General features: G+C 60.5%; 19 protein-coding genes. 15 read left to right on the top strand and 4 right to left on the bottom strand.

Annotated elements, in window-relative coordinates; translation table 11 throughout:
• Positions 1-120: 120 nt before the first annotated feature.
• The 8 genes from ACP7BN_RS00405 (at position 121) to ACP7BN_RS00370 (ending at position 15,376) form a co-directional block, all read left to right on the top strand.
• Positions 121-1,908, top strand: a complete 1,788-nt coding sequence (locus tag ACP7BN_RS00405) for a type I secretion system permease/ATPase (RefSeq protein ID WP_426200774.1) — start codon at positions 121-123, stop codon at positions 1,906-1,908.
• A complete protein-coding gene (locus ACP7BN_RS00400) occupies positions 1,905-3,254 on the top strand; it encodes an HlyD family type I secretion periplasmic adaptor subunit (protein WP_420650738.1) in 1,350 nt (449 codons plus the stop codon). Before ACP7BN_RS00405 ends, ACP7BN_RS00400 begins: the two co-directional genes overlap by 4 nt.
• A gap of 2 nt (positions 3,255-3,256) precedes the next feature.
• A complete protein-coding gene (locus ACP7BN_RS00395; RefSeq protein ID WP_426200773.1) occupies positions 3,257-4,621 on the top strand; it encodes a TolC family outer membrane protein in 1,365 nt (454 codons plus the stop codon).
• A 311-nt stretch (positions 4,622-4,932) separates the two neighbouring features.
• Entirely contained in the window at positions 4,933-7,884 is a 2,952-nt protein-coding gene (locus ACP7BN_RS00390) for an autotransporter domain-containing protein (RefSeq protein ID WP_426200771.1), read from the top strand.
• A 204-nt stretch (positions 7,885-8,088) separates the two neighbouring features.
• Positions 8,089-11,175, top strand: a complete 3,087-nt coding sequence (locus ACP7BN_RS00385) for an autotransporter domain-containing protein (protein ID WP_426200769.1) — start codon at positions 8,089-8,091, stop codon at positions 11,173-11,175.
• 22 nt (positions 11,176-11,197) lie between these two features.
• Entirely contained in the window at positions 11,198-12,886 is a 1,689-nt protein-coding gene (locus ACP7BN_RS00380; protein WP_426200767.1) for a polyurethane esterase, read from the top strand.
• Positions 12,887-12,989: 103 nt separating this feature from the next.
• Positions 12,990-14,843, top strand: a complete 1,854-nt coding sequence (locus ACP7BN_RS00375; RefSeq protein ID WP_426200766.1) for a polyurethane esterase — start codon at positions 12,990-12,992, stop codon at positions 14,841-14,843.
• Positions 14,844-15,001: 158 nt separating this feature from the next.
• The gene (locus ACP7BN_RS00370) at positions 15,002-15,376 is read left to right on the top strand and encodes a hypothetical protein (RefSeq protein WP_426200764.1); all 375 of its coding nucleotides are present in this window, start codon (positions 15,002-15,004) and stop codon (positions 15,374-15,376) included.
• A gap of 45 nt (positions 15,377-15,421) precedes the next feature.
• Here the strand turns inward: ACP7BN_RS00370 and ACP7BN_RS00365 are convergent, their stop codons facing one another.
• Positions 15,422-15,646, bottom strand: coding sequence for a YgdI/YgdR family lipoprotein (locus tag ACP7BN_RS00365; protein ID WP_420650731.1), 225 nt, complete (start codon positions 15,644-15,646; stop codon positions 15,422-15,424).
• Between the two features lie 200 nt (positions 15,647-15,846).
• Between ACP7BN_RS00365 and ACP7BN_RS00360 the strand changes: the two genes are divergently transcribed.
• From ACP7BN_RS00360 to ACP7BN_RS00335, 6 genes are all read left to right on the top strand, one after another.
• Positions 15,847-17,499 carry a VRR-NUC domain-containing protein gene (locus ACP7BN_RS00360; RefSeq protein ID WP_426200762.1) on the top strand — a complete coding sequence of 551 codons (1,653 nt, stop codon included), beginning with the start codon at positions 15,847-15,849 and terminating at the stop codon, positions 17,497-17,499.
• Positions 17,496-19,781 carry an ATP-dependent DNA helicase gene (locus ACP7BN_RS00355; RefSeq protein ID WP_426200761.1) on the top strand — a complete coding sequence of 762 codons (2,286 nt, stop codon included), beginning with the start codon at positions 17,496-17,498 and terminating at the stop codon, positions 19,779-19,781. The genes ACP7BN_RS00360 and ACP7BN_RS00355 overlap by 4 nt, the downstream gene beginning before the upstream one ends.
• A gap of 187 nt (positions 19,782-19,968) precedes the next feature.
• Positions 19,969-20,583: a zeta toxin family protein gene (locus tag ACP7BN_RS00350; RefSeq protein ID WP_426200759.1), complete on the top strand. Its 615-nt coding sequence runs from the start codon at positions 19,969-19,971 to the stop codon at positions 20,581-20,583.
• 30 nt (positions 20,584-20,613) lie between these two features.
• A complete protein-coding gene (locus tag ACP7BN_RS00345; RefSeq protein WP_426200757.1) occupies positions 20,614-20,877 on the top strand; it encodes a hypothetical protein in 264 nt (87 codons plus the stop codon).
• A gap of 95 nt (positions 20,878-20,972) precedes the next feature.
• Positions 20,973-22,895 (top strand): PAS domain S-box protein, encoded by a 1,923-nt coding sequence (locus ACP7BN_RS00340; protein ID WP_426200755.1) that lies wholly within the window; start codon positions 20,973-20,975, stop codon positions 22,893-22,895.
• A 74-nt stretch (positions 22,896-22,969) separates the two neighbouring features.
• A complete protein-coding gene (locus ACP7BN_RS00335) occupies positions 22,970-23,506 on the top strand; it encodes a hypothetical protein (protein WP_426200753.1) in 537 nt (178 codons plus the stop codon).
• Positions 23,507-23,560: 54 nt separating this feature from the next.
• Here the strand turns inward: ACP7BN_RS00335 and ACP7BN_RS00330 are convergent, their stop codons facing one another.
• Positions 23,561-23,857 carry a hypothetical protein gene (locus tag ACP7BN_RS00330; protein ID WP_426200751.1) on the bottom strand — a complete coding sequence of 99 codons (297 nt, stop codon included), beginning with the start codon at positions 23,855-23,857 and terminating at the stop codon, positions 23,561-23,563.
• Here ACP7BN_RS00330 and ACP7BN_RS00325 point away from each other — a divergent pair.
• Positions 23,856-24,056, top strand: a complete 201-nt coding sequence (locus tag ACP7BN_RS00325) for a hypothetical protein (RefSeq protein WP_426200749.1) — start codon at positions 23,856-23,858, stop codon at positions 24,054-24,056. The two genes, ACP7BN_RS00330 and ACP7BN_RS00325, sit on opposite strands and share 2 nt — an antisense overlap.
• Here the strand turns inward: ACP7BN_RS00325 and ACP7BN_RS00320 are convergent.
• Both ACP7BN_RS00320 and ACP7BN_RS00315 read right to left on the bottom strand, forming a co-directional pair.
• On the bottom strand, positions 24,031-25,386 hold the full coding sequence (locus ACP7BN_RS00320) for a cation:proton antiporter (protein ID WP_426200747.1): 1,356 nt from the start codon (positions 25,384-25,386) through the stop codon (positions 24,031-24,033). The genes ACP7BN_RS00325 and ACP7BN_RS00320 overlap by 26 nt on opposite strands.
• A gap of 178 nt (positions 25,387-25,564) precedes the next feature.
• Positions 25,565-26,707 (bottom strand): MalY/PatB family protein, encoded by a 1,143-nt coding sequence (locus ACP7BN_RS00315; RefSeq protein ID WP_426200745.1) that lies wholly within the window; start codon positions 26,705-26,707, stop codon positions 25,565-25,567.
• Positions 26,708-26,798: the final 91 nt, after the last annotated feature.

The following is a 26,798-nucleotide window of genomic DNA, read 5'->3' as shown; positions in this document are numbered from 1 at the left end:
TCAGCGAAGTTGTTATCAAAGTGTAAGCGGACCATTGCAAAGTACATCCGCGCCCGGTGCACGGACTATTAATCGAAGACGCGCCAGAGAGTGGCGAAGAATATTTTTCAGGAATGAACAATGAAGATGGCGAAGGCCCCAGCCACTGCTCCCTTATTCAAGGCATTGGGTGACTATAAAAGCATCCTGATCAGCGTCGGCTGCTTTACCGCGCTGATCAACGTGCTGATGCTGGTGCCCTCTATCTATATGTTGCAGGTCTACGACCGCGTGCTGTCTTCGCAGAACGAAACCACGCTGGTGATGCTGTCGCTGATGGTCGTCGGTTTCTTCGCATTTATCGGCCTGCTGGAAGTGGTGCGCAGCTTCATCGTGATCCGCATCGGCAGTCAGTTGGAGCGGCGTTTCAACCTGCGGGTCTACCAGGCCGCGTTCGAGCGCAACCTGTTCAAGGGCGAGGGCAACGCCGGCCAGTCGCTGGGCGACCTGACGCACATCCGCCAATTTGTCACCGGGCCTGCGCTGTTCGCGTTTTTCGACGCGCCATGGTTCCCGGTGTATCTGTTTGTGATTTACCTGTTCAACGTCTGGCTGGGCGTACTCGCCACGGCCGGCGCGCTGCTGCTGATCGCGCTGGCGTGCCTCAACGAATACATGACCAAGAAGCCGCTGGGCGAAGCCGCCGGTTTTTCGCAGAAATCCAGCCAACTGGCCACCAGTCACCTGCACAACGCCGAAACCATTCAGGCGATGGGCATGCTCGGTGCGCTGCGCAAGCGCTGGTTCCAGGTGCATTCGCGCTTCCTCGGTCTGCAAAACCAGGCCAGCGACACTGGCGCGGTGATCAGTTCCCTGAGTAAAACCCTGCGTCTTTGCCTGCAATCGCTGGTGCTGGGCCTCGGCGCGCTGCTGGTGATCAAAGGTGACATGACCGCCGGGATGATGATTGCCGGTTCGATCCTGATGGGACGCGTGCTCAGCCCGATCGACCAGTTGATTGCCGTGTGGAAACAGTGGAGCGGGGCGAAGCTCGCTTACCGTCGTCTCGATTCGTTGTTGCAAGCGTATCCGCCGAGCGATGAGGCCATGGCACTGCCGGCGCCGAAAGGCCAGATCACCTTCGAACAAGTCAGCGCCGGCCCTCCGGGACAGCGCGCGGCGACTCTGCACATGGTCAATTTCAATCTGGCGGCGGGTGAAGTGCTTGGCGTACTCGGTGCTTCCGGCTCCGGCAAATCGACTTTGGCGCGAGTACTGGTCGGCGTCTGGCCAACCCTCGGCGGCACAGTGCGGCTGGACGGCGCGGACATCCATCGCTGGAACCGCGACCAACTCGGCCCGTACATCGGCTACCTGCCGCAGGACATCGAACTGTTCAGCGGCAGCATCGCCGAGAACATTGCGCGTTTCAGCGACGCTGATCCGCAAAAAGTCGTGGCCGCTGCGCAACAGGCCGGCGTGCACGAAATGATCCTGCGTATGCCGCAAGGCTATGACACGCAACTGGGCGAGGACGGCAGCGGCTTGTCCGGCGGCCAGAAACAACGTGTGGCCCTGGCCCGTGCGATCTATGGCACGCCGAGCCTGGTGGTGCTGGATGAACCGAACTCCAATCTCGATACCGTTGGCGAGGCGGCGCTGTCCAGCGCCATCGTGCAACTCAAGGCTCAGGGCACGACAGTGGTGCTGGTGACGCACCGTTCTTCGGTTTTGGCTCAGGCCGACAAGTTGCTGGTGCTCAACGACGGTCGTCTGCAAGCCTTCGGCCCGAGTCAGGACGTGCTTAAAGCGCTGTCCGGCCATCAGGAACAACAACGGGAGCAATCACGGGAAAAACCTGCGCAAGCACCGGGCGGGCTCAGCATGAGCCGGCAGTACCAGCCCACGACAAGGAATTCGGGTGTATGACCAGCGCACGCATGAACACTGAAAACGAAGCAACCATGGAACACGCTTACATCACCGAGCGCCCGGAGCGCGATGCGAAATTTTTCGCACGCATGGGCTGGATACTGGCGGTGGTCGGCGCGGGCAGCTTCTTCACCTGGGCGGCTTTGGCGCCGCTGGATCAGGGGATTCCGGTGCAAGGCACTGTCGTAGTCTCCGGCAAGCGTAAAGCCGTGCAGTCGATGAGCAGCGGCGTGGTCAGCCGGATTCTGGTGCGCGAAGGCGAAATCGTTAAACAGGGCCAGCCGCTGTTCCGCCTCGACCAGACGCAGGTCGCCGCCGATGTGCAGTCGCTGCAAGCGCAGTACCGCATGGCGTGGGCCAGCCAGGCGCGCTGGGAAGCCGAGCGCGACAACCTCAAGCAAGTGACTTTCCCGGCCGAATTGAGCAATGACCCGGATCCGCGTCTGGCGTTGGTACTTGAAGGCCAACGCCAACTGTTCAGCAGCCGCCGCGAAGCGTTTTACCGTGAGCAGGCCGGACTCCGCGCGAGTATCGAGGGCGCCACCGCGCAACTGGCCGGCATGCGCCGCGCGCGCACCGACCTGACCGCTCAGGCCAGTTCGCTGCAACAGCAGTTGAGCAATCTGCAACCGCTGGCCGACAACGGCTACATCCCGCGCAACCGCTTGATGGATTACCAGCGTCAGCTGTCGCAAGTGCAGCAGCAACTGGCGGAGAACACCGGTGAAAGTGGCCGGGTCGAGCAGGGCATCCTCGAATCGCGCCTGAAACTGCAACAGCACAGCGAGGAATATCAGAAGGAAGTGCGCACGCAACTGGCCGAAGCGCAGTTGAAAAGCGTGACCCTGTCCGAGCAACTGACTTCCGCCGGTTTCGACCTGCAACACAGCGAGATTGTCGCCACCTCCGACGGCGTGGCGGTCAATCTCGGTGTGCACACCGAAGGCGCCGTGGTGCGGCAGGGCGAAACCCTGCTGGAAATCGTCCCGCAAGGCACGCGTCTGGAAGTCGAGGGACACCTGCCGATCAACCTGATCGACAAGGTCGGTCCGCACTTGCCGGTGGACATTCTGTTTACCGCGTTCAACCAGAGCAAAACCCCGCGCGTGCCGGGTGAGGTCAGCCTGATTTCCGCCGACCAGATGATCGACGAGAAAACCGGCGCGCCGTATTACGTGTTGCGCAGCAGCGTCAGCGATCAGGCCATGGAAAAACTCAACGGTCTGGTGATCAAGCCGGGTATGCCGGCAGAAATGTTCGTGCGCACGGGCGAACGCTCACTGCTCAACTACCTGTTCAAACCGCTGCTCGATCGGGCCGGCTCCGCGTTGACCGAAGAATAAGGATGTTCGGCTGTATGAATAAGTTTTCGATGCTGACAGCAGCGTTCGCGCTGCTGGCGGGCAACAGTGCACTGGCGGCCATGGGGCCGTTCGAGATTTACGAACAGGCGTTGCGCAATGACCCGGTATTCCTCGGTGCGATCAAGGAGCGTGATGCCGGTCTGGAAAGCCGCGCCATCGGCCGCGCCGGGCTGCTGCCCCGACTGGGTTACAACTACAACAAGGGCCGCAACTCATCAAAAGCCACCTCGCTCGATGAGCGCGCACGCAACAACGACACCGACAAACGCAACTACAACAGTTACGGATCGAGCCTGACCCTGCAACAACCGTTGCTCGATTACGAGGCGTATGCCGCGTATCGCAAGGGCGTGGCGCAGTCGCTGTTCGCCGACGAGAACTTTCGCGGCAAGAGCCAGGAACTGCTGGTGCGCGTGCTGGATAACTACACCAAGGCCTTGTTCGCGCAGGATCAGATCGACATCGCTCAGGCCAAGAAAAAGGCCTATGAGCAGCAGTTCCAGCAGAACGAGCACATGTTCAAGCAAGGCGAGGGCACCCGCACCGACATCCTCGAAGCCGAGTCGCGCTATGAACTGGCGACCGCCGAGGAGATCGAGGCGCGTGACGAGCAAGACGCCTCGCTGCGTGAACTTGGAGCACTGATCGGCGTGCCTGCGGTCGACATCAACGACCTCGCGCCGCTGGATCAGAATTTCCAGACGTTCGCGTTGCTGCCGGCCAATTACGACACCTGGCACGAACTGGCGATCACCAATAACCCGAACCTGGCGTCGCAACGCCAAGCGGTGGAAGTTGCGCGTTATGAAGTGGAACGCAACCGCGCCGGGCATCTGCCGAAGGTCAGCGCCTATGCGTCGTTGCGCCAGAACGAATCGGAAAGCGGCAACACCTATAACCAGCGCTATGAAACCAACACCATCGGTTTTGAAGTCAACGTGCCGCTGTATGCCGGTGGCGGTGTGTCGGCCTCGACGCGCCAGGCCAGCCGCACCATGGAACAGGCTGAATATGAGCTGGACGGCAAGACGCGCGAGACGCTGATCGAGCTGCGGCGGCAGTTCAGCGCGTGTCTGTCGGGGGTGAACAAGTTGCGCGCTTATCAAAAGGCGCTGAGTTCGGCCGAGGCGCTGGTGGTGTCGACCAAGCAGAGCATTCTTGGCGGTGAGCGGGTCAATCTGGATGCTCTGAATGCCGAGCAGCAGCTGTTTACCACGCGCCGCGATCTGGCGCAGGCGCGCTACGACTATCTGATGGCGTGGACCAAATTGCATTACTACGCCGGGACCTTGAGCGAACAAGATCTGGCGCGGGTGGATGAAGCGTTTGGTGTGGCTCGACGTTGATGTGCATGGCTTGAGAGTGGCCCTCACCCTAACCCTCTCCCAGGGGGAGAGGGGACTGATCCGGGGATGCTCGAGAACTACATCGACCTGAACCTGCTGTACCGAATCCACAATCGACCCGGTCTTTCAGGTCGACGTAAAACCCGAGACACCTCGGTCGGCCCCCTCTCCCTCGGGGCGGTCCGACGTTTCGGGAGGGCTGGGGTGAGGGCAGCGATTTTGAGCCGTACGCCATTCGAAGCAACACCGCAAAACCACCCCAACGATTGGGGCTTAAAACTCTAAAAACGCCAAAAAAGCGAGTAGTGAACATGGAAGTACGCATCAAGCCGATCACGGTCGGCAGCCTGTTGCTTGTGATTTCTGCAACCCAGGCCCAGGCCCAATACCTTGAAACCGGCAAACCCGGCGACGCCGCCAGTTGGCGCAGTGCGGAATTCCTGCGCGACTGGGGCCTGTCCCGCATGCAAGCCGAACAGGCCTACGCTGCCGGCATCACTGGCAAAGGCGTAAAAATCGGCGCCCTCGATTCCGGCTTCGATGCTGCCCACCCAGAGTTCGCCAGCGATCGCTATCACCCGGTCAATGCCAGTGGCAGCTTTGTCGACGGTTCGCTGTTCAGCGTCAACGGCACCCTCAACCCGAACAACGATTCCCACGGCACCCACGTGGTCGGCACCATGGGCGCATCGCGCGATGGCGCTGGCATGCACGGCGTCGCGTACAACGCGCAGATCTACGTCGGCAACACCAATAAGAACGACAGTTTCCTGTTTGGCCCCAAGCCCGATCCGCGTTATTTCAAAGCGGTTTACGACGCTATGGCCGACGCCGGCGTGCGCGCGATCAACAACAGCTGGGGCAGTCAGCCGCCGGATGTCAGTTACCGCACGCTGGCCGATCTGCACGCTGCTTACGCTCAACACTGGAACAAAGGCACCTGGCTGGATGCGGCAGCGGATGTATCGCGGCGCGGCGTGATCAACGTGTTCAGCGCCGGCAACAGCGGCTACCCGAACGCCAGCGTGCGTTCGGCGCTGCCGTACTTTCAGCCGGATCTGGAAGGCCATTGGCTGGCCGTGTCGGGCCTCGATCAAAGCAATCAGCAGAAGTACAACCAGTGCGGCATCGCCAAATACTGGTGCATCACCACCCCCGGCGCGAAGATCGACAGCACCATTCCCGGCGGCGGCTATGCGATCAAATCCGGCACCTCAATGTCGGCGCCACATGCCACCGGCGCCTTGGCGTTGGTGATGGAACGCTATCCATACATGAACAATCAGCAGGCGCTCGAAGTGCTGCTGACCACTGCCACCCAGCTCGACGGTTCCGTGACGGACGCACCGACCGAACGCGTCGGCTGGGGCGTCGCCAACCTGAATCGGGCCATGCGCGGGCCGGGGCAATTGCTCGGTGCGTTCAATGCCAATCTGGCGGGCGGCCAGGCTGACGTGTGGAGCAACAACATCTCTGACAAGGCGCTGATCCAGCGTCAAAGCGAAGACCTCGCCGAGCACAGCGCCTGGCAGCAAACCGTGCAAAACAAAGGCTGGCAGAACGGCGTTGCGACCAACGCCAGTCAGCAGGATCAGACCGACTACGCGGTAGGCATGGCGCGTGATGCAGCGGCGGCCGCTCGGGTTTATCAGGGCAGCCTGATCAAGTCCGGGGCAGGGCGGCTGATTCTGACGGGCGAAAACACCTATCGTGGCGCGACCACGGTCAATGGCGGTCTGCTGACGGTCAACGGTTCGCTGACTTCGGCGGTCACCGTGAATGACAGCGCCACCCTCGGCGGTTCCGGACGCATCGGCGCGTTGACGGCCAACAGCGGCGCTCGCGTGGCGCCGGGCAATTCCATCGGTACGTTGAATGTGGCCGGTGATGTGACCTTCGCGCCGGGTTCGACTTACGCGGTTGAACTGTCGCCGACCAGCAGCGACCGCATCGTTGCTGGCGGCACCGCGACTGTCAGCGGCGCCACTGTCAGCCTGTCACTGGAAAACAGCCCGACCCTGCTCAGCGCACCCGAGGCACGCAGCTTGCTCGGCCGGCAGTACGACATCCTGCAAGCGGCGGGCGGCATTCAAGGCCAGTTCGGCGCCGTCGTGCCGGATTACCTGTTCATCGGCGGTAATCTCGCTTACACCGGCAACGGCATTCAATTGAACGTCGAACGCAACGCGACGACTTTCGCCAGCGTCGGCCAAACGCCGAATCAACGCTCTGTAGCGACTGCGGCAGAAAGTCTCGGCGCCGGCAATTCGGTGTACGAAAGCCTGCTGTTGTCGGCATCCGCCAGCGATGCACAACGAGCCTTCCAGCAACTCAGCGGGGAAATCTATCCGGCCCTCGGTTCGGTGTTGATCAACGACAGTCGCCAGTTGCGCGATGCCGTCGGCGAACGCCTGCACGATGCATCCGGCGCGCAAAGCAACGGCTGGATCAAAGCCCTCGGCGCCTGGGGCACGACTGATTCCAGCCATGAGACTGCCGGTTACAGCACTTCGATCGGCGGACTGCTGGCCGGTGTCGACGGCGCGCTCGACGAGCAAACGCGCATCGGTCTGGTCACCGGTTACAGCGACAGCTCGCTGAGCATGGGGTCGGGCACGCATTCCTCGGCCAAGGTCGACAGCTATCACCTCGGTGCGTACGCCGGTCACGAAATCGGTGCCTGGCGCCTGAGCACTGGCGCCGCCTACAGCTGGCATCGCGCGGATGTGAAACGTGACTTGCAGTACGGCGAGGTCAGCGCCAAACAGAAAGCCAAGGTCGATGCCGCTACCACCCAAGTGTTCGGTGAAGCGGCTTACCGGCTCGATCTGCAACCGTTGGCGCTGGAACCCTTCGTCAACCTTGCCTACGTGCACCTGAATACCGACGGCTTCACCGAGAAGGGCGATGCTGCCGCGCTGAAAAGCGGCGACGACCAGCGCGATGCGGTGCTCAGTACCCTCGGCGTGCGGGCGCTCAAGACAATCAATCTGTCCGCCGGCCAAGCGCTGGACCTGAGCGGGCATCTTGGCTGGCAGCACAGCCTGAGCGACATCGAATCCGAACAACATCTGCGCTTCGCCAGCGGTGGCAGCGCGTTTACGGTGGAGAGTTCGCCGCTGGTACGTGACGCGGCGCTGGTCGGTGTCAAAGCCAGCCTGGCGCTGACCCGCGATGTGCGCGTGAACCTCGATTACACCGGCCAACTGGCCAGCCGCGAGAAAAATCACGGCGTGGGACTGAGCCTGAACTGGCAGTTCTGACACTGACTGAACGCGACCCTGTGGCGAGGGGATTTATCCCCGTTGGGTCGCGCAGCGGCCCCCTGCGTTCTGTCGGCCAGACCGAGGTGAATGGTCTTGCGACTGCTGCGCAGCCGAACGGGGATAAATCCCCTCGCCACAGGGGTCCCGAGCATATCGGGAAATACACGGAATTTTCGCAACACAACTAAGGAAGGTCGCTGGATGAATAACAACAAAACACCCGCGCTATCGGGTGGATGCTTTCGCTTGAAAACCCTTAACGCGGCGGTGCTCTGCGCCTTGGCCACAGCGGGCAGCGCTCACGCGGTGCCCTATGTGGAGAACGGCCGGACCGGGGATGCCGGCAGTTGGCGCAGCACTGAGTTCCAGGCCGATTGGGGCCTCGGCGCGATTGGCGCCGATCACGCTTACGCCGCTGGCTACACCGGCAAAGGCGTGAAACTGGGGATCTTCGACCAGCCGGTGTACGCCGCACACCCGGAGTTCTCCGGCACCAATAAAGTCGTCACGCTGGTCACCAGCGGCATTCGCGAATACACCGACCCGTACATCCCGGTCAAAGCCGGCGATGCGTTCCGCTATGATGGCTCGCCCTCGGTCGGCTTCGACGGCAAACTCGGCGCCCACGGCACCCACGTTGGTGGTATTGCAGCGGGTAGCCGCGACGGTGGCGTGATGCACGGCGTAGCCTTCGGTGCGCAGATCATCAGCGCCGATAACGGCGACCCCGGCCCGGAAGACGGCATCGTCCGTGGCAACGACGGCGCGGTATACAAGGCCGGTTGGGATGCACTGATTGCCAGCGGCGCGCGAATCATCAATAACAGCTGGGGCATCGGCATCACCGACCGTTTCGATCTCGGTGGCAAAGACCCGGCGTACCCGCACTTCACGGTCAACGACGCGCAACTGCAGTTCAACGAAATCAGCACGCTGCTCGGTACTAAACCGGGCGGCGCCTATGACGGCGCAATCGCCGCCGCACGCAGCGGGATCGTGACGATCTTCGCCGCCGGCAACGATTACAACCTGAACAACCCGGACGCCATCGCCGGCCTCGGCTACTTCGTGCCGGAGATCGCACCGAACTGGATCACCGTCGCCGCGTTGCAAAAGAACCCGGATCTGGCCAGCGCCAATCCGTACATCATGAGCACGTTCTCGTCGCGTTGCGGCTACACCGCGAGCTTCTGCGTCTCGGCGCCGGGCACGAAAATCTTCAGCGCGATCATCGAAGGCACCAACGCCGACAACCTGACCACTGGCTACAAAAATTACAACGGCACCTCGATGGCGGCGCCGCATGTGGCCGGTTCCATGGCGGTGCTGATGGAACGCTTCCCGTACATGACCGGCGCGCAAGTCGCCAGCGTGTTGCGTACCACCGCCACCGACCTCGGCGCACCGGGCGTCGACGCCTTGTACGGCTGGGGCATGATCAACCTGCGCAAGGGCATCGACGGCCCGGCGATGTTCGTCACCGAGCAGGACATTCCGCAGGAATTCCGTATCGAAGGCGCTTATGGTTCGAGCCAGTTCGTGGCCGATCTGCCGGGCATCGGTGCGATCATTGATCAGGGCAAGCCAACCGAACGGCTGTGCAACGACATCACCTGCGGCCTCGACACCTGGCGCAACGACATTTCCGGGCACGGCGGTTTGACCAAGCAGGGCATCGGCACACTGGTAATGACCGGCGCCAACACTTACAGCGGCCCGACCCTGGTCAATCAGGGCCGACTGGCGATCAATGGCTCGCTGCAATCGGCTGTCACGGTCAACGACAGCGGCATCCTCGGCGGTAACGGGCGCATCGCGGCATTGACCGCGAAAAGCGGCGGCACCGTGGCGCCGGGCAACTCCATCGGCACCTTGAATGTCGCCGGTGACGTAGTGTTCGAGCCGGGTTCGACCTACGCCGTGGAAGTCTCGCCAACCAGCAGCGACCGCATCGTTGCTGGCGGTACAGCGGTGATCGAAGGCGCAACCGTCGCCCTGTCCCTGGAAAACAGTCCGAACCTGTTGACCACTGGCGAGGTGCAATCCCTGCTCGGCAGCCAGTTCAACATCCTGCAAGCGGCCGGCGGTATTCAAGGCCAGTTTGGTCAGGTATTGCCGAATTACGCGTTTCTTGGCGGAACCCTCGCTTACTCGGCGAGCGGCGTTCAGCTTGAGGTGGGGCGCAATGGCGCGTCGTTCGCCAGTGTCGGCCTGACGCCAAACCAACGCGCAGTCGGCGCGGCTGCTGAACGTCTGGGCGCAGGCAACGCGTTGTTTGAAACGCTGCTGTTGTCGGCCAATCCTGCCGTCGCGCAGAACGCGTTCCAGCAACTGTCCGGCGAGATTCACCCGGCCATCGGCACCATGCTGCTCAACGACAGCCGTTACCTGCGCGATGCGGTCGGTGAACGTCTGCGTGAACGCGACATGTTCGATGCCGGCGCGCCGACCGATGATCGCAGCAACGTCTGGATGAAAGTGCTTGGCGCTTGGGGCAAGAGCGATGGCGGGCATGAGAATGCCGATTCCACCAGCTCCATCGGTGGCCTGCTGGCGGGTGTCGACGGCTTGGTTGCTGAAGATACGCGTCTGGGTTTCGTTACCGGTTATAGCGACAGCTCACTGAGCATGGGCGATGGCACGCACTCGTCGGCGTCGGTCGACAGCTATCACTTGGGTGCGTATCTGGGGCATCAAATCGATGCGCTGCGTCTGAGCGTCGGTGGCTCGTACACTTGGCACCGGATCGACGTCAAACGTGATCTGCAATTCGCTGACGTCAGCGGCAAACAGAAAACCAAACGCGATGCGGCCACCACTCAGGTGTTCACCGAAGCGGCGTATGACTTGGGTCTGCAACCGATGAATCTGGAGCCGTTCGCCAATCTGGCTTACGTGCACCTGAACAGCGATAGCTTCACCGAGAAGGGTGATGCCGCCGCGCTCAAAGGTGGTGAAGACAACCGCGAAGCCGTGCTCTCGACCCTCGGCGTACGCGCCAAGCGCACCTTTGCCCTGAGCGACAAGCATCAACTGGAACTCGGTGCGACCCTCGGCTGGCAGCACAACCTGAGCAGCACTGGCGCCGAGCAACATCTGGCGTTCGCCAACGGTAACAGCGGCTTCAACGTGCAAAGCGTGTCGATGGATCGCAACGCCGCCGTAGTCGGTGTGCGCGCGGGTCTGGCACTCAATAAAGATGCGCGTCTGAATCTGGATTACAACGGCCTGATCGGTTCGAATGACAAGAACCACGGTGTCGGCCTGACCCTCGACTGGGCGTTCTGATTACAGGAAGAGAGAGCACAACATGGGACTGTTCGATTATAAAAATGCCGATGGCAAAGCGTTGTACAGCGACGCCATCGCCCTCACGTTATACGCCTACACACCGACCGGCCAGCCATTGCCGGCCACTGCCTGGGCGCCGATTGGCGCCACGGCGCTGGGCTATCAGGGCAAGGTCGGCGCGCAGGGTACGTTCTTCGGCGAGAAGGACGGCTTCACCAGCGCCGAGGCCGAAGTGCTCGGCAAATACGACGCGGCGGGCAAGCTGATCGGCATCGGCGTGGCCTTTCGTGGCACCGGCGGGCTGGATTACAGCGACACCTTCGGCGACATGAAAAACAACCTGCTGGCAGCGGTCGGCCCGGTGGATTACGCGAGCAATTACGCGAAAAACGCCTTCGACAATCTGCTCAAGGCTGTGGCTGCGTTTGCCACCGGCCATGGCATTGCGGCCAAGGACGTGTTGATCAGCGGCCACAGCCTTGGCGGCCTCGGGGTCAACAGCGTCGCCGAGTTGAGCGCCAGCAACTGGGGCGGTTTCTACAAGGACGCGAATTACATCGCGTTCGCCTCGCCAACCCAGAGCAGCACTGGCACTAACGTGTTGAACATCGGATACGAAAATGACCCGGTGTTCCGCGCGCTGGACGGCACCACGTTCAGCAGCGGCTCGCTGGGCAAGCACGACTCACCGCATGCTTCGACCACCGACAACATCGTCAACTTCAACGACAACTACGCGTCCACCGCGCAGAACCTCGTGCCGTTCAGCATCGTCAATCCGCTGAGCTGGTCGGCCCACGGTTCGCTCGGTTATGCCGACGGCTTGAACCGGGTGATCGACTCGAAGTTCTACAACCTGACCAGCCAGGACTCGACCATCATCGTGTCCAATCTGGAGCAGGCGTCGCGCGGCAAGACCTGGGTTGAAGACTTGGGCCGCAGCGGTGAGCCGCACACCGGCAGCACCTTCATCATCGGCACCGACAGCAACGACTGGCTCAAGGCCGGGGCGGGCAACGACTTCCTTGAAGGTCGCGGCGGTGACGATCGATTCCGCGATGACGGCGGCTTCAACATTCTCCTCGGTGGTCAGGGCCACAACACCTTCGAACTGCAAAAACCGTTGCAGAACTTCAGCTTTGCCAATGACGGCGACGGCACCTTGTATGTGCGCGACGCCTATGGCGGCATCAGCATGACCCGCGACATCGGCGCGCTGGTGAGCAAGGAGTCGGGTTCGTGGTGGAGCAGCAAGGAAATCACCTGGAACGTCACCGCCAAAGGCCTGGCCAATGGCAGCGAACTGACGCAGTACAACCATTCGCTGAACGGCGGCGCACTCGGCGACACGCTGAAAGCCACGGCTGACGGCGATTGGCTGTTCGGTCTGGGCGGCAACGATCACCTGCAGAGCGATAAAGCCAACGTGACCTTCGTTGGCGGCGCCGGCAACGACCTGATGAACGCGGTGGGTGGCAATAACACCTTTCTGTTCAGCGGCGCGTTCGGTTTCGATGCGATCAATGGCTATCAGGGCAGCGACAAACTGCTGTTCATGGGCGTCGAAGGCGCAGGGCAGGGCTACGACGTGCGACAGCATGCGTCGCAGGCTGGTGCCGATACCGTGCTGAAGATTGGCGAGTTTGCCGTGACGCTGGTGGGCGTGGGACTGGCTAATCTGTCGGATTCCAGTTTTGTGTTTGCCTGACAAGGAGGCTGTAACAAGGCACTGAATGCTCCGGGGCGTCCCGCGAGGGGCGTCCTGGTTGTGAGCTATCTCTGACAATTCCAACAAAAGAGAGGCAACAGCAATGGGTGTGTATGACTACAAGAACTTCGGCACAGCAGATTCCAAGGCGCTGTTCAGCGACGCCATGGCCATCACGCTGTATTCCTATCACAACCTCGATAACGGCTTTGCCGCCGGTTATCAGCACAACGGCTTCGGCCTCGGCCTGCCGGCCACATTAGTCACCGCGCTGATCGGTGGCACTGATTCCCAGGGCGTGATCCCCGGCGTGCCGTGGAATCCCGACTCGGAAAAACTCGCGCTGGATGCGGTGAAAAAGGCCGGATGGACACCCATCACTGCCTCGCAACTGGGCTATGAAGGCAAGACCGACGCGCGCGGGACTTTCTTCGGCGAAAAGGCCGGCTACACCAGCGCTCAAGTGGAAATCCTCGGCAAGTACGACGCCCAGGGCCATCTCACCGAACTTGGCATAGCCTTTCGCGGCACCAGCGGCCCTCGGGAAATCCTGATTGGCGACTCCATCGGCGACGTGATCAACGACCTGCTCGCGGCGTTCGGCCCCAAGGATTACGCGAAGAACTACGCCGGCGAAGCGTTCGGCAATCTGCTCAATGACGTGATGGCATTCGCCAAGGCCAACGGCCTCAGCGGCAAGGACATTCTGGTTAGCGGCCACAGCCTTGGTGGGCTGGCGGTCAACAGCATGGCGGATTTGAGCAACGGCAAATGGGGTGGATTCTTCAAGGATTCGAACTACATCGCCTACGCCTCGCCAACCCAGAGCAGCACCGACAAAGTGCTCAACGTCGGCTACGAAAACGACCCGGTGTTCCGCGCGCTCGACGGCTCGACGTTCACCGGCGCTTCAGTCGGCGTGCACGATGCACCGAAGGAGTCAGCGACCGATAACATCGTCAGCTTCAACGATCACTACGCCTCGAACGTGTGGAATGTCTTGCCGTATTCGATCCTGAATATTCCAACGTGGATCTCGCACCTGCCGACCGCGTATGGCGACGGCATGAACCGGGTGATCGAGTCGAAGTTCTACGACCTGACCAGCAAGGACTCGACGATCATCGTCGCCAACCTGTCCGATCCGGCCCGTGCCAACACCTGGGTGCAGGACCTCAATCGCAACGCCGAAACCCACAAGGGCAGCACCTTCATCATTGGCAGCGACGCCAATGACCTGATTCAGGGCGGCAGCGGCAGCGACTATCTGGAAGGTCGCGCGGGTAACGACAGCTTCCGCGATGGCGGCGGTTACAACGTGATTCTCGGCGGTGCGGGCAATAACACGCTGGACTTGCAGAAGTCGGTCAACACGTTCGACTTCGCTAACGACGGCGCCGGCAATCTGTACATCCGCGACGCCAACGGCGGGATCAGCATCACCCGCGACATTGGCAGCATCGTCACCAAGGAGCCGGGCTTCCTCTGGGGCCTGTTCAAGGATGACGTGACCCACAGCGTGACGGCCAGCGGCTTGAAGGTCGGCAACAACGTCACTCAGTATGAGTCGAGCGTGAAGGGCACCAGCGCCGCTGACACGCTCAAGGCGCATGCTGGTGGCGATTGGTTATTCGGGCTGGAAGGCAACGATAATCTGATCGGCGGGGCGGGCAACGATGTGTTTGTCGGCGGCGCCGGGAATGATCTGATGGAGTCGGGCGGCGGGGCGGATACGTTCCTGTTCAACGGCGCGTTTGGTCAGGATCGGGTGACGGGTTTTACTGCCAACGACAAACTGGTGTTCCTCGGGGTGCAGGGTGTGTTGCCCAACGATGACTTGCGCGCGCATGCCTCGACCGTCGGGCAGGATACGCTGCTGAAGTTTGGCGGAGACTCTGTGACCTTGGTCGGGGTTTCGTTGGCCAGTTTGAGTGGCGATAGCATCGTGATTGCCTGACAGTAATTGTGGAGGGGGGAACCCCCTCTCCACATGCAAAGTGACTCATTGGCCACTACCTGACTCAAATACCCTGCACCAACAGGAACGCGGCACTAAATCCTCCACATGACCAGACGTCATGTAGAAGCCGCTAATTGAGCACAGGAGATTCACGCGTGAAGGTTTACACAGGCTACATCGGGGTTCTGGGACTGGCGCTGTTTGCGACCAACACTTGGGCCGATCTGCCTCACAGCTCGATTCTGAGCCGCTACGGAGTCACCACAGATCAATTGCCTGCACCGGCCAAGACCGACAAGGTCAAACCCGTCGAAGAGAAAAGCCGATTTCAGATTCAGCCCGAACAACCGTTCGTTACGATCCGGTTGGGTGACGGCAAACAGCCGCAAACCACCGGCAACCTGAGCATCGACCGCATGGCCCAGCAGGATCTGGAACGTTGCAAGCGCATGCAAGGCGAAGTGGCCCGGCGCGGCGGGCGCTACGTGACGTGCGACAACAGCATTCCGGGCATGACCCAACCGCAATAACCGCAATATTCTCGGAGCTGCCGGTCAGGCAGCTCCACAAAACGATCAGTCTTCCTTGCGCACCGTCGCCACTTCATCGGCGCGGACTTTTACCTTGGCTCCGGAAATATCCTCGAACTCATAGAAACCGTCATTGGTTTTGGTCTTCGGCATGTCTTCGGTCAAATACTGAGTACCGTTCTGCAGGGTCACCACCGTCGGAGTGGAGCAGCCTGCCAGGCTCAGCAGCGCTGCAACAGCCAAAGGCACACCCAAAGTCTTGAAATTCATAGCAACCTCTTATTCCATGTCTTGTGACCGAAGTCGGTCTTATACCGCGGTTGGTGCCGTCAGATCGGTAAAAGTTCATACACCGGTGAAAAAATCCCCCACGATCAGTGCCGCTGATCCTTTTCCGTTTGCACCCGTCGGGGCGTAGCTGTTATCTGTACGCATAACCAGTACCCGCTCGCCATGGCTCCGAAATCACCGTGATTGCAAATCCGCTCGACGACCCGTTCTATTACCTCAACAACTTCCAGCAAGTGCTTGATTGGCTTGAGCTTCGCTATGCCGATCTGATGAGTGAGGACGAACTCGCGTTCATCCAGACCTTCAACACATTGCCGCGCGCCTCGCAGGGTTTGCTGGTGCGCATGGTGATGCGCAAGGGTGTGCACTTTCGCGTCGGCAAACTCAATTATGCAGAAATCGGCGACATTCCTGGCGCGGCGCAACCTTTGCTCGATCTCGGCTGGCTCGACGACGCGGCGCCAGTGTCGATGCACGAGCTGTTTGAAGTGTTGCTCAAGGCGGAAATCCTGCAAGCGTTCGGCCCGGCCATCGTTGAACCCAAGGGCAAGAAAGTCGATTGGTTGCCGTTGCTGCACGATCTGCATCCGGAACCGCGCTCGTTGGTTGATTGGTGCCCGTCATTGGAAGACCGATTGCTGAGCCTGACGCTCATGGATCTGTGCGACCGATTCCGCCTGATGTTCTTCGGCAATCTGTATCAGGACTGGTCGGAGTTCGTGCTGGCCGATCTCGGCATCTTTACCTATGAAAAAGTCGAATTCTGTGCCGACTCCCGCGGCCTGCGCAGCCGTGCCGACGTCGATGCCTGCCTGTTTCTGCACGCATGCCAGCAGCGCTTCGAGGCCGGCGAGCCGTTGGAGGAGATTGTCGAGCAAGTCCACGCGCTGCATTTCGACAATCCATGGCTGCAACGCCGCCGGGCCAAGCTGTTGTTTCAGATCGGTCAGTATTGCGAACGCATCGGCGAGTTCGCTCTGGCGCTTGGTGTTTACCGCGATTGCACTTATCCCGGTGCACGCTTGCGCATGATCCGCGTGCTTGAGCGCAGTGGCGAATACGCGTTGGCGCTGGAGCTGGCCGAGATTGCTCAGCAGGCGCCGCACAGTGCTACCGAGCAGCAAGGCCTGCAGCGGGTGATGCCACGCCTGCGGCGCAAACTCGGTGGCCCGCCGCTCAAACGTGCTGCGGCGAAACCCGTGGAACGACTCGATCTGCACCTGCCGCGCACTGATCTGACGCGTTCGGTGGAATTCCACGTACAGGCGCATCTGCATGACGATGCCGGCCCGGTGCATTACGTGGAAAACAGTCTGATCAACTCCTTGTTTGGCTTGCTGTGCTGGCCAGCGATTTTCGCGCCGTTGCCAGGGGCATTCTTTCACCCGTTCCAGCGTGGGCCGGTGGATCTGCTCAATGAAGACTTCCAGCAGCGCCGGGGTGAACTGTTCCAGGCTTGTCTGGCTGAACTCGACGACGGGCGTTATGCCGACACCATCCGCACGCGCTTCGTGACCAAGTGGGGCGTGCAGTCGCCGTTCGTGTTCTGGGGCGCACTCAATGAAAACCTGCTGGAGCAAGCACTGGCCTGTTTGCCCGCCGAACACCTGAAACACTGGTTCAACCGCTTGCTGCTGGACATCAAGGCCAATCGTACCGGCATGCCCGACCTGATCCAGTTCTGGCCGCAGGAAAAAACCTACCGGATGATCGAAGTCAAAGGCCCCGGCGACCGTTTGCAGGACAACCAGTTACGCTGGATCGAGTTCTGCCACGCGCACCAGATGCCGGTTGCCGTGTGTTACGTGCAATGGGCGGAGCAGGGCGCTTGAGCTACAGCATTGCCGTACGCGCGCTGTGCGAGTTCACCGCCAAGACCGGCGACCTCGACTTACGCTTCACGCCGTCACCCACCGCGCTGGAAGGCATCGCCGGCCACCGCACCGTGGCCTCGCGCCGCAGTGAGGGTTATCAAAGCGAAGTCTCGCTGGAAGGCTCATTCGGTCAACTGAAGATCAAAGGTCGGGCGGACGGTTACGACCCGGCGCAGAACTGCCTGGAAGAAGTCAAAACCTACCGTGGCGACCTGAGCAAGCAACCGCTCAATCACCGCCATTTGCACTGGGCGCAGGCGAAAATCTACGGCTGGCTGATGTGCCAGAAGCTGCAGCTTGAACAAATCAATCTGGCGCTGGTGTATTTCGACATCGTCAGCGAGAAGGAAACCTGTCTGGTCGAAGCCTTCAGTGCCGAGGTGTTGCAACAGTTTTTCGAGCAGCAGTGCCGGTTGTTCCTGCAATGGGCCGAGCAGGAAATGGCCCATCGCGAGGCGCGCAATCGTGCTGCGGCGGATTTGAAATTCCCCCATGCCGGTTTTCGTCCCGGTCAACGTCATCTCGCAGAGTCAGTCTTCAAAGCCGCGAGCACCGGCCGCTGCCTGATGGCCCAGGCACCGACCGGCATCGGCAAAACCCTGGGCACTTTGTTTCCGCTGCTCAAGGCCATGGCGCCGCAGCAACTCGACAAAGTGTATTTCCTCACCGCCAAGACGCCGGGGCGCAAACTGGCACTGGACGCGGCGCAAGTGTTGTTCGATCACAGCGAAACCTTGCCGCTACGGGTGCTGGAAATGGTCGCCCGGGACAAGGCTTGCGAGCATCCGGACAAGGCCTGTCACGGCGAATCCTGTCCGTTGGCGCAAGGCTTCTACGATCGCTTGCCCGCAGCACGCAAGGCTGCCAGTCAGTTGAATCTGCTCAATCAAGCGGCCATCCGCGAAGTCGCCGCGCAACACACGGTGTGCCCGTATTACCTCAGTCAGGAAATGGCCCGCTGGGCGGACGTGGTGGTGGCCGACTACAACTATTACTTCGATTTCAGCGCGCTGTTGTTCGGCCTTGCGCAGCTCAACCAATGGAAAGTTGCGGTGCTGGTGGACGAGGCGCACAACCTGGTCGAACGCGGGCGGCAGATGTACAGCGCGACCCTTGATCAGGCGGCGCTGAACAATGTGCGCAAAACCGCGCCCGAGCCGTTGAAGAAGGCATTGCAGCGGGTCAACCGCGAATGGAACGCGCTGCACAACGGCCAGCTCGCCACTTATCAAGCCTACGACAAGGCTCCGGAGAAGCTGCTTCAAGCAATTTCCCTGTGCAGCGGCAGCATCGGCGATTACCTTAACGATCACCCGCAAGGCCTCGACAGCGGCTTGCAGAATTTCTACTTCGAGATGCTGCAGTTTGGCCGGGTGGCGGAGCTGTTCGATGCGCACTATCTGTTCGACATCAGCAAACGTGACCTCGACCGCAAGCGACCGCTGTCGCAACTGTGCCTGCGCAACGTAGTCCCCGCCGCGTTCATCGGCCCGCGCCTGACCGCCGCGCGCAGCAGCGTGCTGTTTTCCGCGACCCTCAGCCCACGGCACTATTACGCCGACTTGCTCGGCACCCCGGCCGACACCGTGTGGATCGACGTCGAATCACCGTTCAGCGCCGAGCAGTTGCAAGTGCAGATCATCAGCCGGATTTCTACGCGCTTCGCCCACCGCCAGGCATCGCTGGAGCCGATTGTCGAGTTGATCGCCCGGCAGTTCAGCGAGCGGCCGGGCAACTATCTGGCGTTCTTCAGCAGCTTCGATTACCTGCAACAGGTCGCGCAACTACTCGCCGAGCGCCATCCGCACATCACCTTGTGGCTGCAATCGCGGGGCATGGCCGAGGGCCAACGGCAGGATTTTCTCGATCAGTTCACCGCTGACAGCCAGGGCGTAGGCTTCGCGGTACTCGGTGGCGCGTTCGGTGAAGGCATCGACTTGCCCGGCGCGCGGCTGATCGGCGCATTCATCGCGACCCTCGGGCTGGCACAACTGAACCCGGTCAACGAGCAATTGAAGCGGCGCATGGCGGCGATCTTCGGCGCCGGTTACGACTACACCTACTTGTTCCCCGGCGTGCAGAAAGTGGTGCAGGCCGCCGGGCGGGTAATCCGCACGCAGCAGGATCGCGGGGTAGTGATGTTGATCGATGACCGCTTTGGCGAGAGCCGGGTCAGGCAACTGCTGCCGCGTTGGTGGTCGGTGGACTGTCAGGAAAATGACCGGGAGATCGCAGGCTGATGCCTATTTGTTCGTGCGCTCGCGGAGTCCATTTCGAGTGAGAATTCACTTTAAGTTGTAGGAATATTTCCCTTTAAATCCAATGACATATCTTGTCAAACACCGTCCTTTGAAAAAGCCCCCGAACGGGTCTTTAGTCATAGGGCCGGCCCTCGGCACATACCGACATTTGATAAGGAAATCACCCATGTCCACCTCCGCAACCTACAGCTACACGCCGCAACAGCTAAGCGCCGCATTCGATACGATCAGCGCCACGCTGTTTGCCGGCATCACGGCCGAAACCACGCCGAAAATGTTAGTGACTGCTGGCGTACAAAGCTCCGGCAAAACCTACCTCCTGGAAAAACAACTGCTGCCGTCTGGTCGCTACACGAATTACGTGCGGTTGTACCTGCCGGAATACCGCAAACAGCACCCGCAATACGCAGAGATGATCAAGCAAGGGGTTCTGCATGCCTATGAACACACCGATGCCTTCATTCGCGACCTGTGCGGGCAAATCTTCAAGCAAGCCTTCGCGCAAAAACTCAACATCATTATCGAGTGCGCTTACGACAGTATCGATTTCGCGGCATTACCTGATTACGCAGCGAATGCTGGCTACCAAATGGAAGTCCATGTCGTCGCCTGCAACCTGCCGTTTGCGTTTATTTCAGGCGTGCAGCGTGGCTTCAAAAGTCTGGAGAAAGGCGAGCTGGAACGTTTTCTCCGGCCCGCGACGCTGAAATCCAGTTTCGACACCGCCCATGCAGTGCTGTACGCGCTGGAGGCAGCGAGCAAAAAAGTCAGCGGCTCCTAGGTGTTTCTGTACGAACGCGGATTCGGAGCCATGCAAGATCGAGCACTACGGGCACACAGCGCCTATGCCCTCGATGCAGAAAACCAACTGACGATCACCTCAACCTCCACTCCCTACAGCTATAGCGTCTATGAGCGCATCGTCGGCAAGTCGGTCGGCAGCGAAGCCGAACGCAACGAGCTGATCAAGGAAAGCCATCTGGCACTGCACAAAGCCACGCAATACGCAGCGCAGGTGCCAGATTATCTGTTCAACGCCCTGTATTCGCGCATCGTCAAATACGTCCAGCGCTGAACATTCGCCCATCGCGTAAACCAGTGTGCTTTTGCGCCTCCCCAATCCGTCGGATTGACGCATACTTCTGCCAATGACTACGTGCGGTGAGCCCAATGAGCGAGAACAACAAGAAAAATACCGCGATTGAGGAAATGCGCTTCCGTCTGTTGATCGATGCCGTGGTCGATTATGCGATCTACATGATTGACCCCACCGGCGTCATCACCAGCTGGAACTCCGGCGCCAAACGCTTCAAGGGTTATGAAGAAGCCGAGATTCTCGGTGAGCACTTTTCACGCTTTTATACCGATGAAGACCGCGCCGCCGGTTTGCCGCAGCGTGCGCTCGACACGGCCATCCATGAAGGGCGGTTCGAAGGCGAAGGCTGGCGGGTACGCAAGGACGGCACGCACTTCTGGTGCCATGTGGTGATCGACCCGATTTTCAGCCCCGGCGGAGAGTTGCTGGGGTTTGCCAAGATCACCCGCGACCTGACCGACCGCAAGATGGCCGAAGAAACCCTCAAACGCAGTGAACAGCAGTTCCGTTTGCTGGTGCAGGGCGTCACCGACTATGCGATCTACATGCTCAGCCCGGAAGGTTTGGTAACCAACTGGAACCCCGGCGCACAGCGGATCAAGGGTTACGCCCCGCAAGAAGTCATCGGCGAGCATTTTTCGATGTTCTACACCCCCGAAGACCGCGAACTGGGCGAGCCGCAACGTGCACTCGAAACCGCGGTGCGCGAAGGGCGCTTCGAGAACAAGACCTGGCGCATGCGCAAGGATGGCACCCGGTTCATGGCGCACGTAGTGGTCGATGCGATTCGCGGCGACACCGGCACCTTGCTCGGTTTCGCCAAGATCACCCGCGACGTCACCGAAGCCCACCAGACCCAGCTCGATCTGGAGCGCACCCGTGAAGCGTTGTTCCAGGCGCAGAAGATGCAAGCCATCGGTCAACTCAGTGGCGGCATCGCTCACGACTTCAATAATTTGCTGACAGTGATCCTCGGCAATCTGGAGATCGTGCGTAAACGCGTTGGCGAAGACCCGAAAATCAATCGCCTGCTGGAAAACGCCACTCAAGGTGCGCTGCGCGGCGTGTCGCTGACCCAACGCATGCTGGCATTTGCCCGTCGTCAGGAACTCAAGACCGAAGCGGTCGACATTCCCAAACTTGTGCAAGGCATCAGCGGCCTGCTGCAAAGTTCATTGGGGCCGGGGATCAAGATCGACAGCCATTTCCCCGCCGATCTCGAACCGGTGCTGGCCGACACCAACCAGCTGGAACTGGCGGTGCTCAATCTGGCGACCAACGCCCGGGATGCGATGCCCGACGGCGGCAGCGTGGTGATCCGTGCACAACCCGAAGTCGTGCTGGAAAACATTCATTCGACAATGGCAGCTGGGCGTTACGTCTGTCTGAGCGTGAGCGATAACGGCGAAGGCATGGACGAAACGACCCTGGCGTCAGCCACCGATCCGTTTTTCACCACCAAAGGCCTCGGCAAAGGCACCGGGCTTGGCTTGTCGATGGTGCACGGGTTTATCGAGCAACTCGGTGGACGTTTCATCCTCAAAAGCGCCACGGGGCAGGGCACCACGGCCGAACTATGGCTGCCGGTCGCCGGCCATGACGTAACCGTCAAGCTGTTGAGGCAGAATGTCGCGACGGCTGTGGTGCCGCGCTTGAGCGTATTGGTAGTGGACGACGACAGTCTGGTGCTGACCAGTACCAGCCTGTTGCTGGAGGATCTGGGCCATCGCGTGCTGAATGCCGAATCCGGTGCCGAGGCGCTGGCATTGATTGGTCGAGGCGAACCCATCGACCTGATCATCACCGACATGGCCATGCCGCAGATGACCGGAGCGCAACTGGCGCATGCCGTGCGTCTGCTCAAACCGGATCTGCCGATCATCCTCGCTACCGGTTACGCCGAACGCCTGGAAGGCTTCGCGGCGGGCTTGCCACGTTTGCCGAAACCGTTCAATCAACTCAATCTGGTGCAAATCATCGCCCAATCGATGAAATGATCCCAGCCCGATCCGGCTGAACTTGTGCGCGACCGCAGACATCGAAACGCTTTGTCCCTTTGAGCGTGTCTCCCGTGCCTCGCATCCTGACCGAACCCACCGCTGAAGAAACCCTGACCGAACACCACGCCAAGATGTTCGGCTCGCCCAAGGAACGCCTGGATTTCTACCGCCGGGAAATTCAGTACGAAACCACCATTCTGGCCAACCGCACCGACGCCTATCTGGCCGCGCAATCGTTTCTGGTGATTGCCTTCGCGTCATGCATGGCCAATCTCAATCCGGAATGGGGCAAGTTGTTCACCATCGTGGTGCCGCCATTTCTCGCGTTGCTCGGCCTGCTCAGTTCACTCAACGCCTGGCCGGGTATTCGTGCGGCGTACGACATCATTGATCACTGGCATTACAAACAAAGCGAATTGCTGCGCGCCGAACCGTTGATGGGGCTGGCGTACGACGAATCGCCGCTGTTCGCCGAAATGGAGTCGAGCCACAAGGGTTATCGCAAGTCGCTGCTGTTTTCGGTGCGTACGCCGTGGATCTTCGCCACGTTCTGGGTGCTGCTCGGGACTTACTCTTTCTATATTCAGGTGACCAATCCCGGCAGCTGAAAGACGCGCAACAAAAAGCCCGGCCATTTTTGGCCGGGCTTTTTGTTGCACGGATCAAACGTGCGATTCAAGCTCGCGGCGCAAGCCTTGCGAGTTCTGGGTCGACATCGGCACAGGCGGGAAGTCTGCGTTAAGTACGCACAAATGCTCGATGGCATCCTCGAACTTCGAATCGGCCTTACGGCGCAACGCCTGATAGTGATCAAACTTCTTGAAGTCCAGATCATGTCCTTCCAGCAGCTCGTGGGCCTGTCGATTGAGCGTCTGCGCTTCTTCGAACAATTGCTGGTTACGCTCGAGGGCGAGGGTTCTGCAAGCCTTGATCTGTGCGGGAGTCGAGCATTCTTTCATGACCGTAACCTTCTTCTTCGGGATTCCTTGGATCGGGCTGGATGCCGCAGGGGAACCGAACCTGCCGGACTTCGCCGAACATGTTTGGCGAGGAGTTATAGCTGTGACCGGAGACAAACGCGGCGGGATCCATTTTTTTGCAGAAGAAAATTCGATGGTTAAGCGCCGAGTATTCAGCGCAAAGAATCGGCTTTTCTGATTTTAAGCTGCTCGTACCGGGCAAGAATCGGCTGGGTGCTGATGCCATGCAGCAAAATGCTCAGCGCTACCACTGACAAGGTCAGATCGGTGCACAACGTGGCCAGCGAGTCGCTCAACCCATGATTCAAGGCATAGAACAGATAAAACAGACTGCCGATCCCGCGAATACCGAACCAGCCAATCAACAAGCGTTGTCGCCCCGCCAGCAACGTGCCCCACGGCATTGCGACCACACACAGCGGACGAATCACGCAGAACAGCACGCCGCCGACCAGCAGCGCCCGCCAGTCCCAGTGCGCCAGCAGCACCACCCCGAGTAACGTCACCAGAAACACTTCCATTGCGCGCTCGACCAGACTGCCGAACGCGAGCATGTCGCTCATCATGATGCCCGCAGCGACCTGGCTGTCTTCCAGTTGCTCGGTATTGCCATGCACCGCGTGCTGCGGCTCGACGTTCTGATGACCGACCACCGGCTGCACCAAATGCTCGGCGGGCGGCTGGCCGGCGCCGGTGGATTTGACTTCCTCCTGACGCAAGCCCAGACCGGCGGCGAACACCGACAAAAAGCCGTAACCGCCAATGGCCTCGGCGACCACGTAAGCCAGCGCGATCAGCGCCAGCGCCAGATAGTCATTCGGGCTGAGCGTGCTGTCGTCGTTGTGAATTCGCAGCGACAAAGTCAGCCGTCCAATACCGCGGCCCATCCAGTAACCGGTGAGCAGTCCGGCCGGCACTGCCCACAGCACACTGCGCAAAACCCAGTCGGTCCACTCGCCGGACATGCCGTCGCTGTGCAACAGCAACAGTCCAAGAATCACAAACGGGAAGGCGATGCCGTCATTCAGACCCGCCTCGCCGGACAGACCGAAGCGAACGCTGTCCTCGTCTCGCGCATCGTTGACCGATACCAGCGCCGCCAGCACCGGATCGGTCGGGGCCAGCATCGCGCCGATCAACACCGACGGCCCCCAATCCAGACGCAAGCCGAAATGCAGCAACAGGCACACGCCGATGATGGTCAACACCATCACCGGCCCGGCCAGCCCGAATGCAATCCGCCAGCGCTTGTCGCGCAGTGGCAAACGCAGCTTGAGTCCGCAGACAAACAGCGAAAACAGCACCGCGACTTCGGTCAGGTGCTCCATCCACAGAGAGGCGTCGTCCAGCGACAGTTTCAGCAGATCCAGACCACTGGGGCCGATACCCACGCCCAACAGCAAACACACCGCCGAAGTGGTGACCGGCATCCAGCGCAGATACGAGGAGGTCAGCGCCAGGGTCAGCAGCACTGCGCCGAGCACAGCTACCCAAATGATGAAACTCATGGCACAGCCTCATGACAGTTATGGGCGGTTGACCCGGCGCGCCTGCCATGAGTTCGGTTGGATGTGCGACACATTCAATGTGGGAGCGGGCTTGCCCGCGATAGCGTCAGTCAGCCAACATCTATATCGACTGGAATTACGTCATCGCGGGCAAGCCCGCTCCCACAGGGTGAGTGGTTTATTTGAGGCTGCGCTCCATCCGCGCAATGCCTTCTTCGAGCAGCGCACGCGGGCAGCCGAAGTTCAGGCGCACGAATTGCTGGCCGTGATCGCCGAAATCCAGACCCGGGCTGAGGCCGACTCGCGCCTGTTCAAGGAAAAACTTCTGCGGATCGTCCAGCCCCAGCGCCGAGCAGTCGAGCCACGCCAGATAAGTGCCCTGCGGCACATTAACGGTCACGCCCGGCAGGCGACTGCGCACCGCGTCGACCAGATAATCACGGTTGGCTTGCAGATACTGCTTGAGCGCTTGCAGCCACGGGCCACCTTCGCTGTAGGCCACGCGGGTAGCTTCCATGCCCAACGGATTGACACTGTCGACCATGCCGCAACGCGCGTGGTTGACCCGCTCACGTACGGCAGCGTCCTGAATAATCATGAACGAGGTCTTGAGGCCCGCAATGTTGTAAGCCTTGCTCGCCGACATCAGCGTAATCGTGCGCCGGGCGATCTCAGGACTCAGTGCCGCGGTCGGAACATGCACGCGACCGTCGTAACACAGCTCGGCGTGGATTTCGTCGGAGATGATCCACGCGTCCTGCGCCATGCAGATGTCCGCCACGGCTTGCAGCTCGGCACGATCAAACACCTTGCCGATCGGGTTGTGCGGATTGCTCAGCAACAGCGCGCCGCCGCCAGTCAGTGATTCACGCAATGCATTCAGCGGCGTGGCGTAGGTGCCGTCAGCCTGCGCGTCAAATTCCAGCTCAACCTTGTTCATCCCCCAGTTCCCCGGCGCGTGGCGCAGTGGCGGGTAGTTCGGGGTCTGCACCACGACGTTCTGTTGCGGTTGCACCAAGGCTTTAAGCGCCATGTTGAAACCCGCTTCGACGCCGGGCAGGAACACCAATTCCTGCGGCTGCACGCGCCAGGCAAACTTGGCCCACAGATCGGCGACGATGGCCTCGCGCAGATTCTGCTGCGGCACGCTGTAACCCACCAGCGGATGCAGCAGGCGCTTTTGCAGCGCCTCGATGACCACGGGCGGCGCGGCGAAATCCATGTCAGCGACCCACATTGGCAGCACGTCAGCCGAATAGCGGCTCCACTTGGTGCTGCCGGTGTCGTGGCGGTCGAATACCTGATCAAAATCGAAAGTCATGCGCGGTCTCGTGAAGGCGGGGACATTGGTGCCCGCCATGATAAGCCCGGAACCCGTGTAGGAGCAGCCTCGTTTCACTCGACACCTCCTA

Source organism: Pseudomonas sp. TWP3-1, from assembly GCF_049896625.1.
Taxonomy (GTDB): Bacteria; Pseudomonadota; Gammaproteobacteria; order Pseudomonadales; family Pseudomonadaceae; genus Aquipseudomonas.
This window is presented reverse-complemented; position numbering and strand designations above follow the sequence as displayed.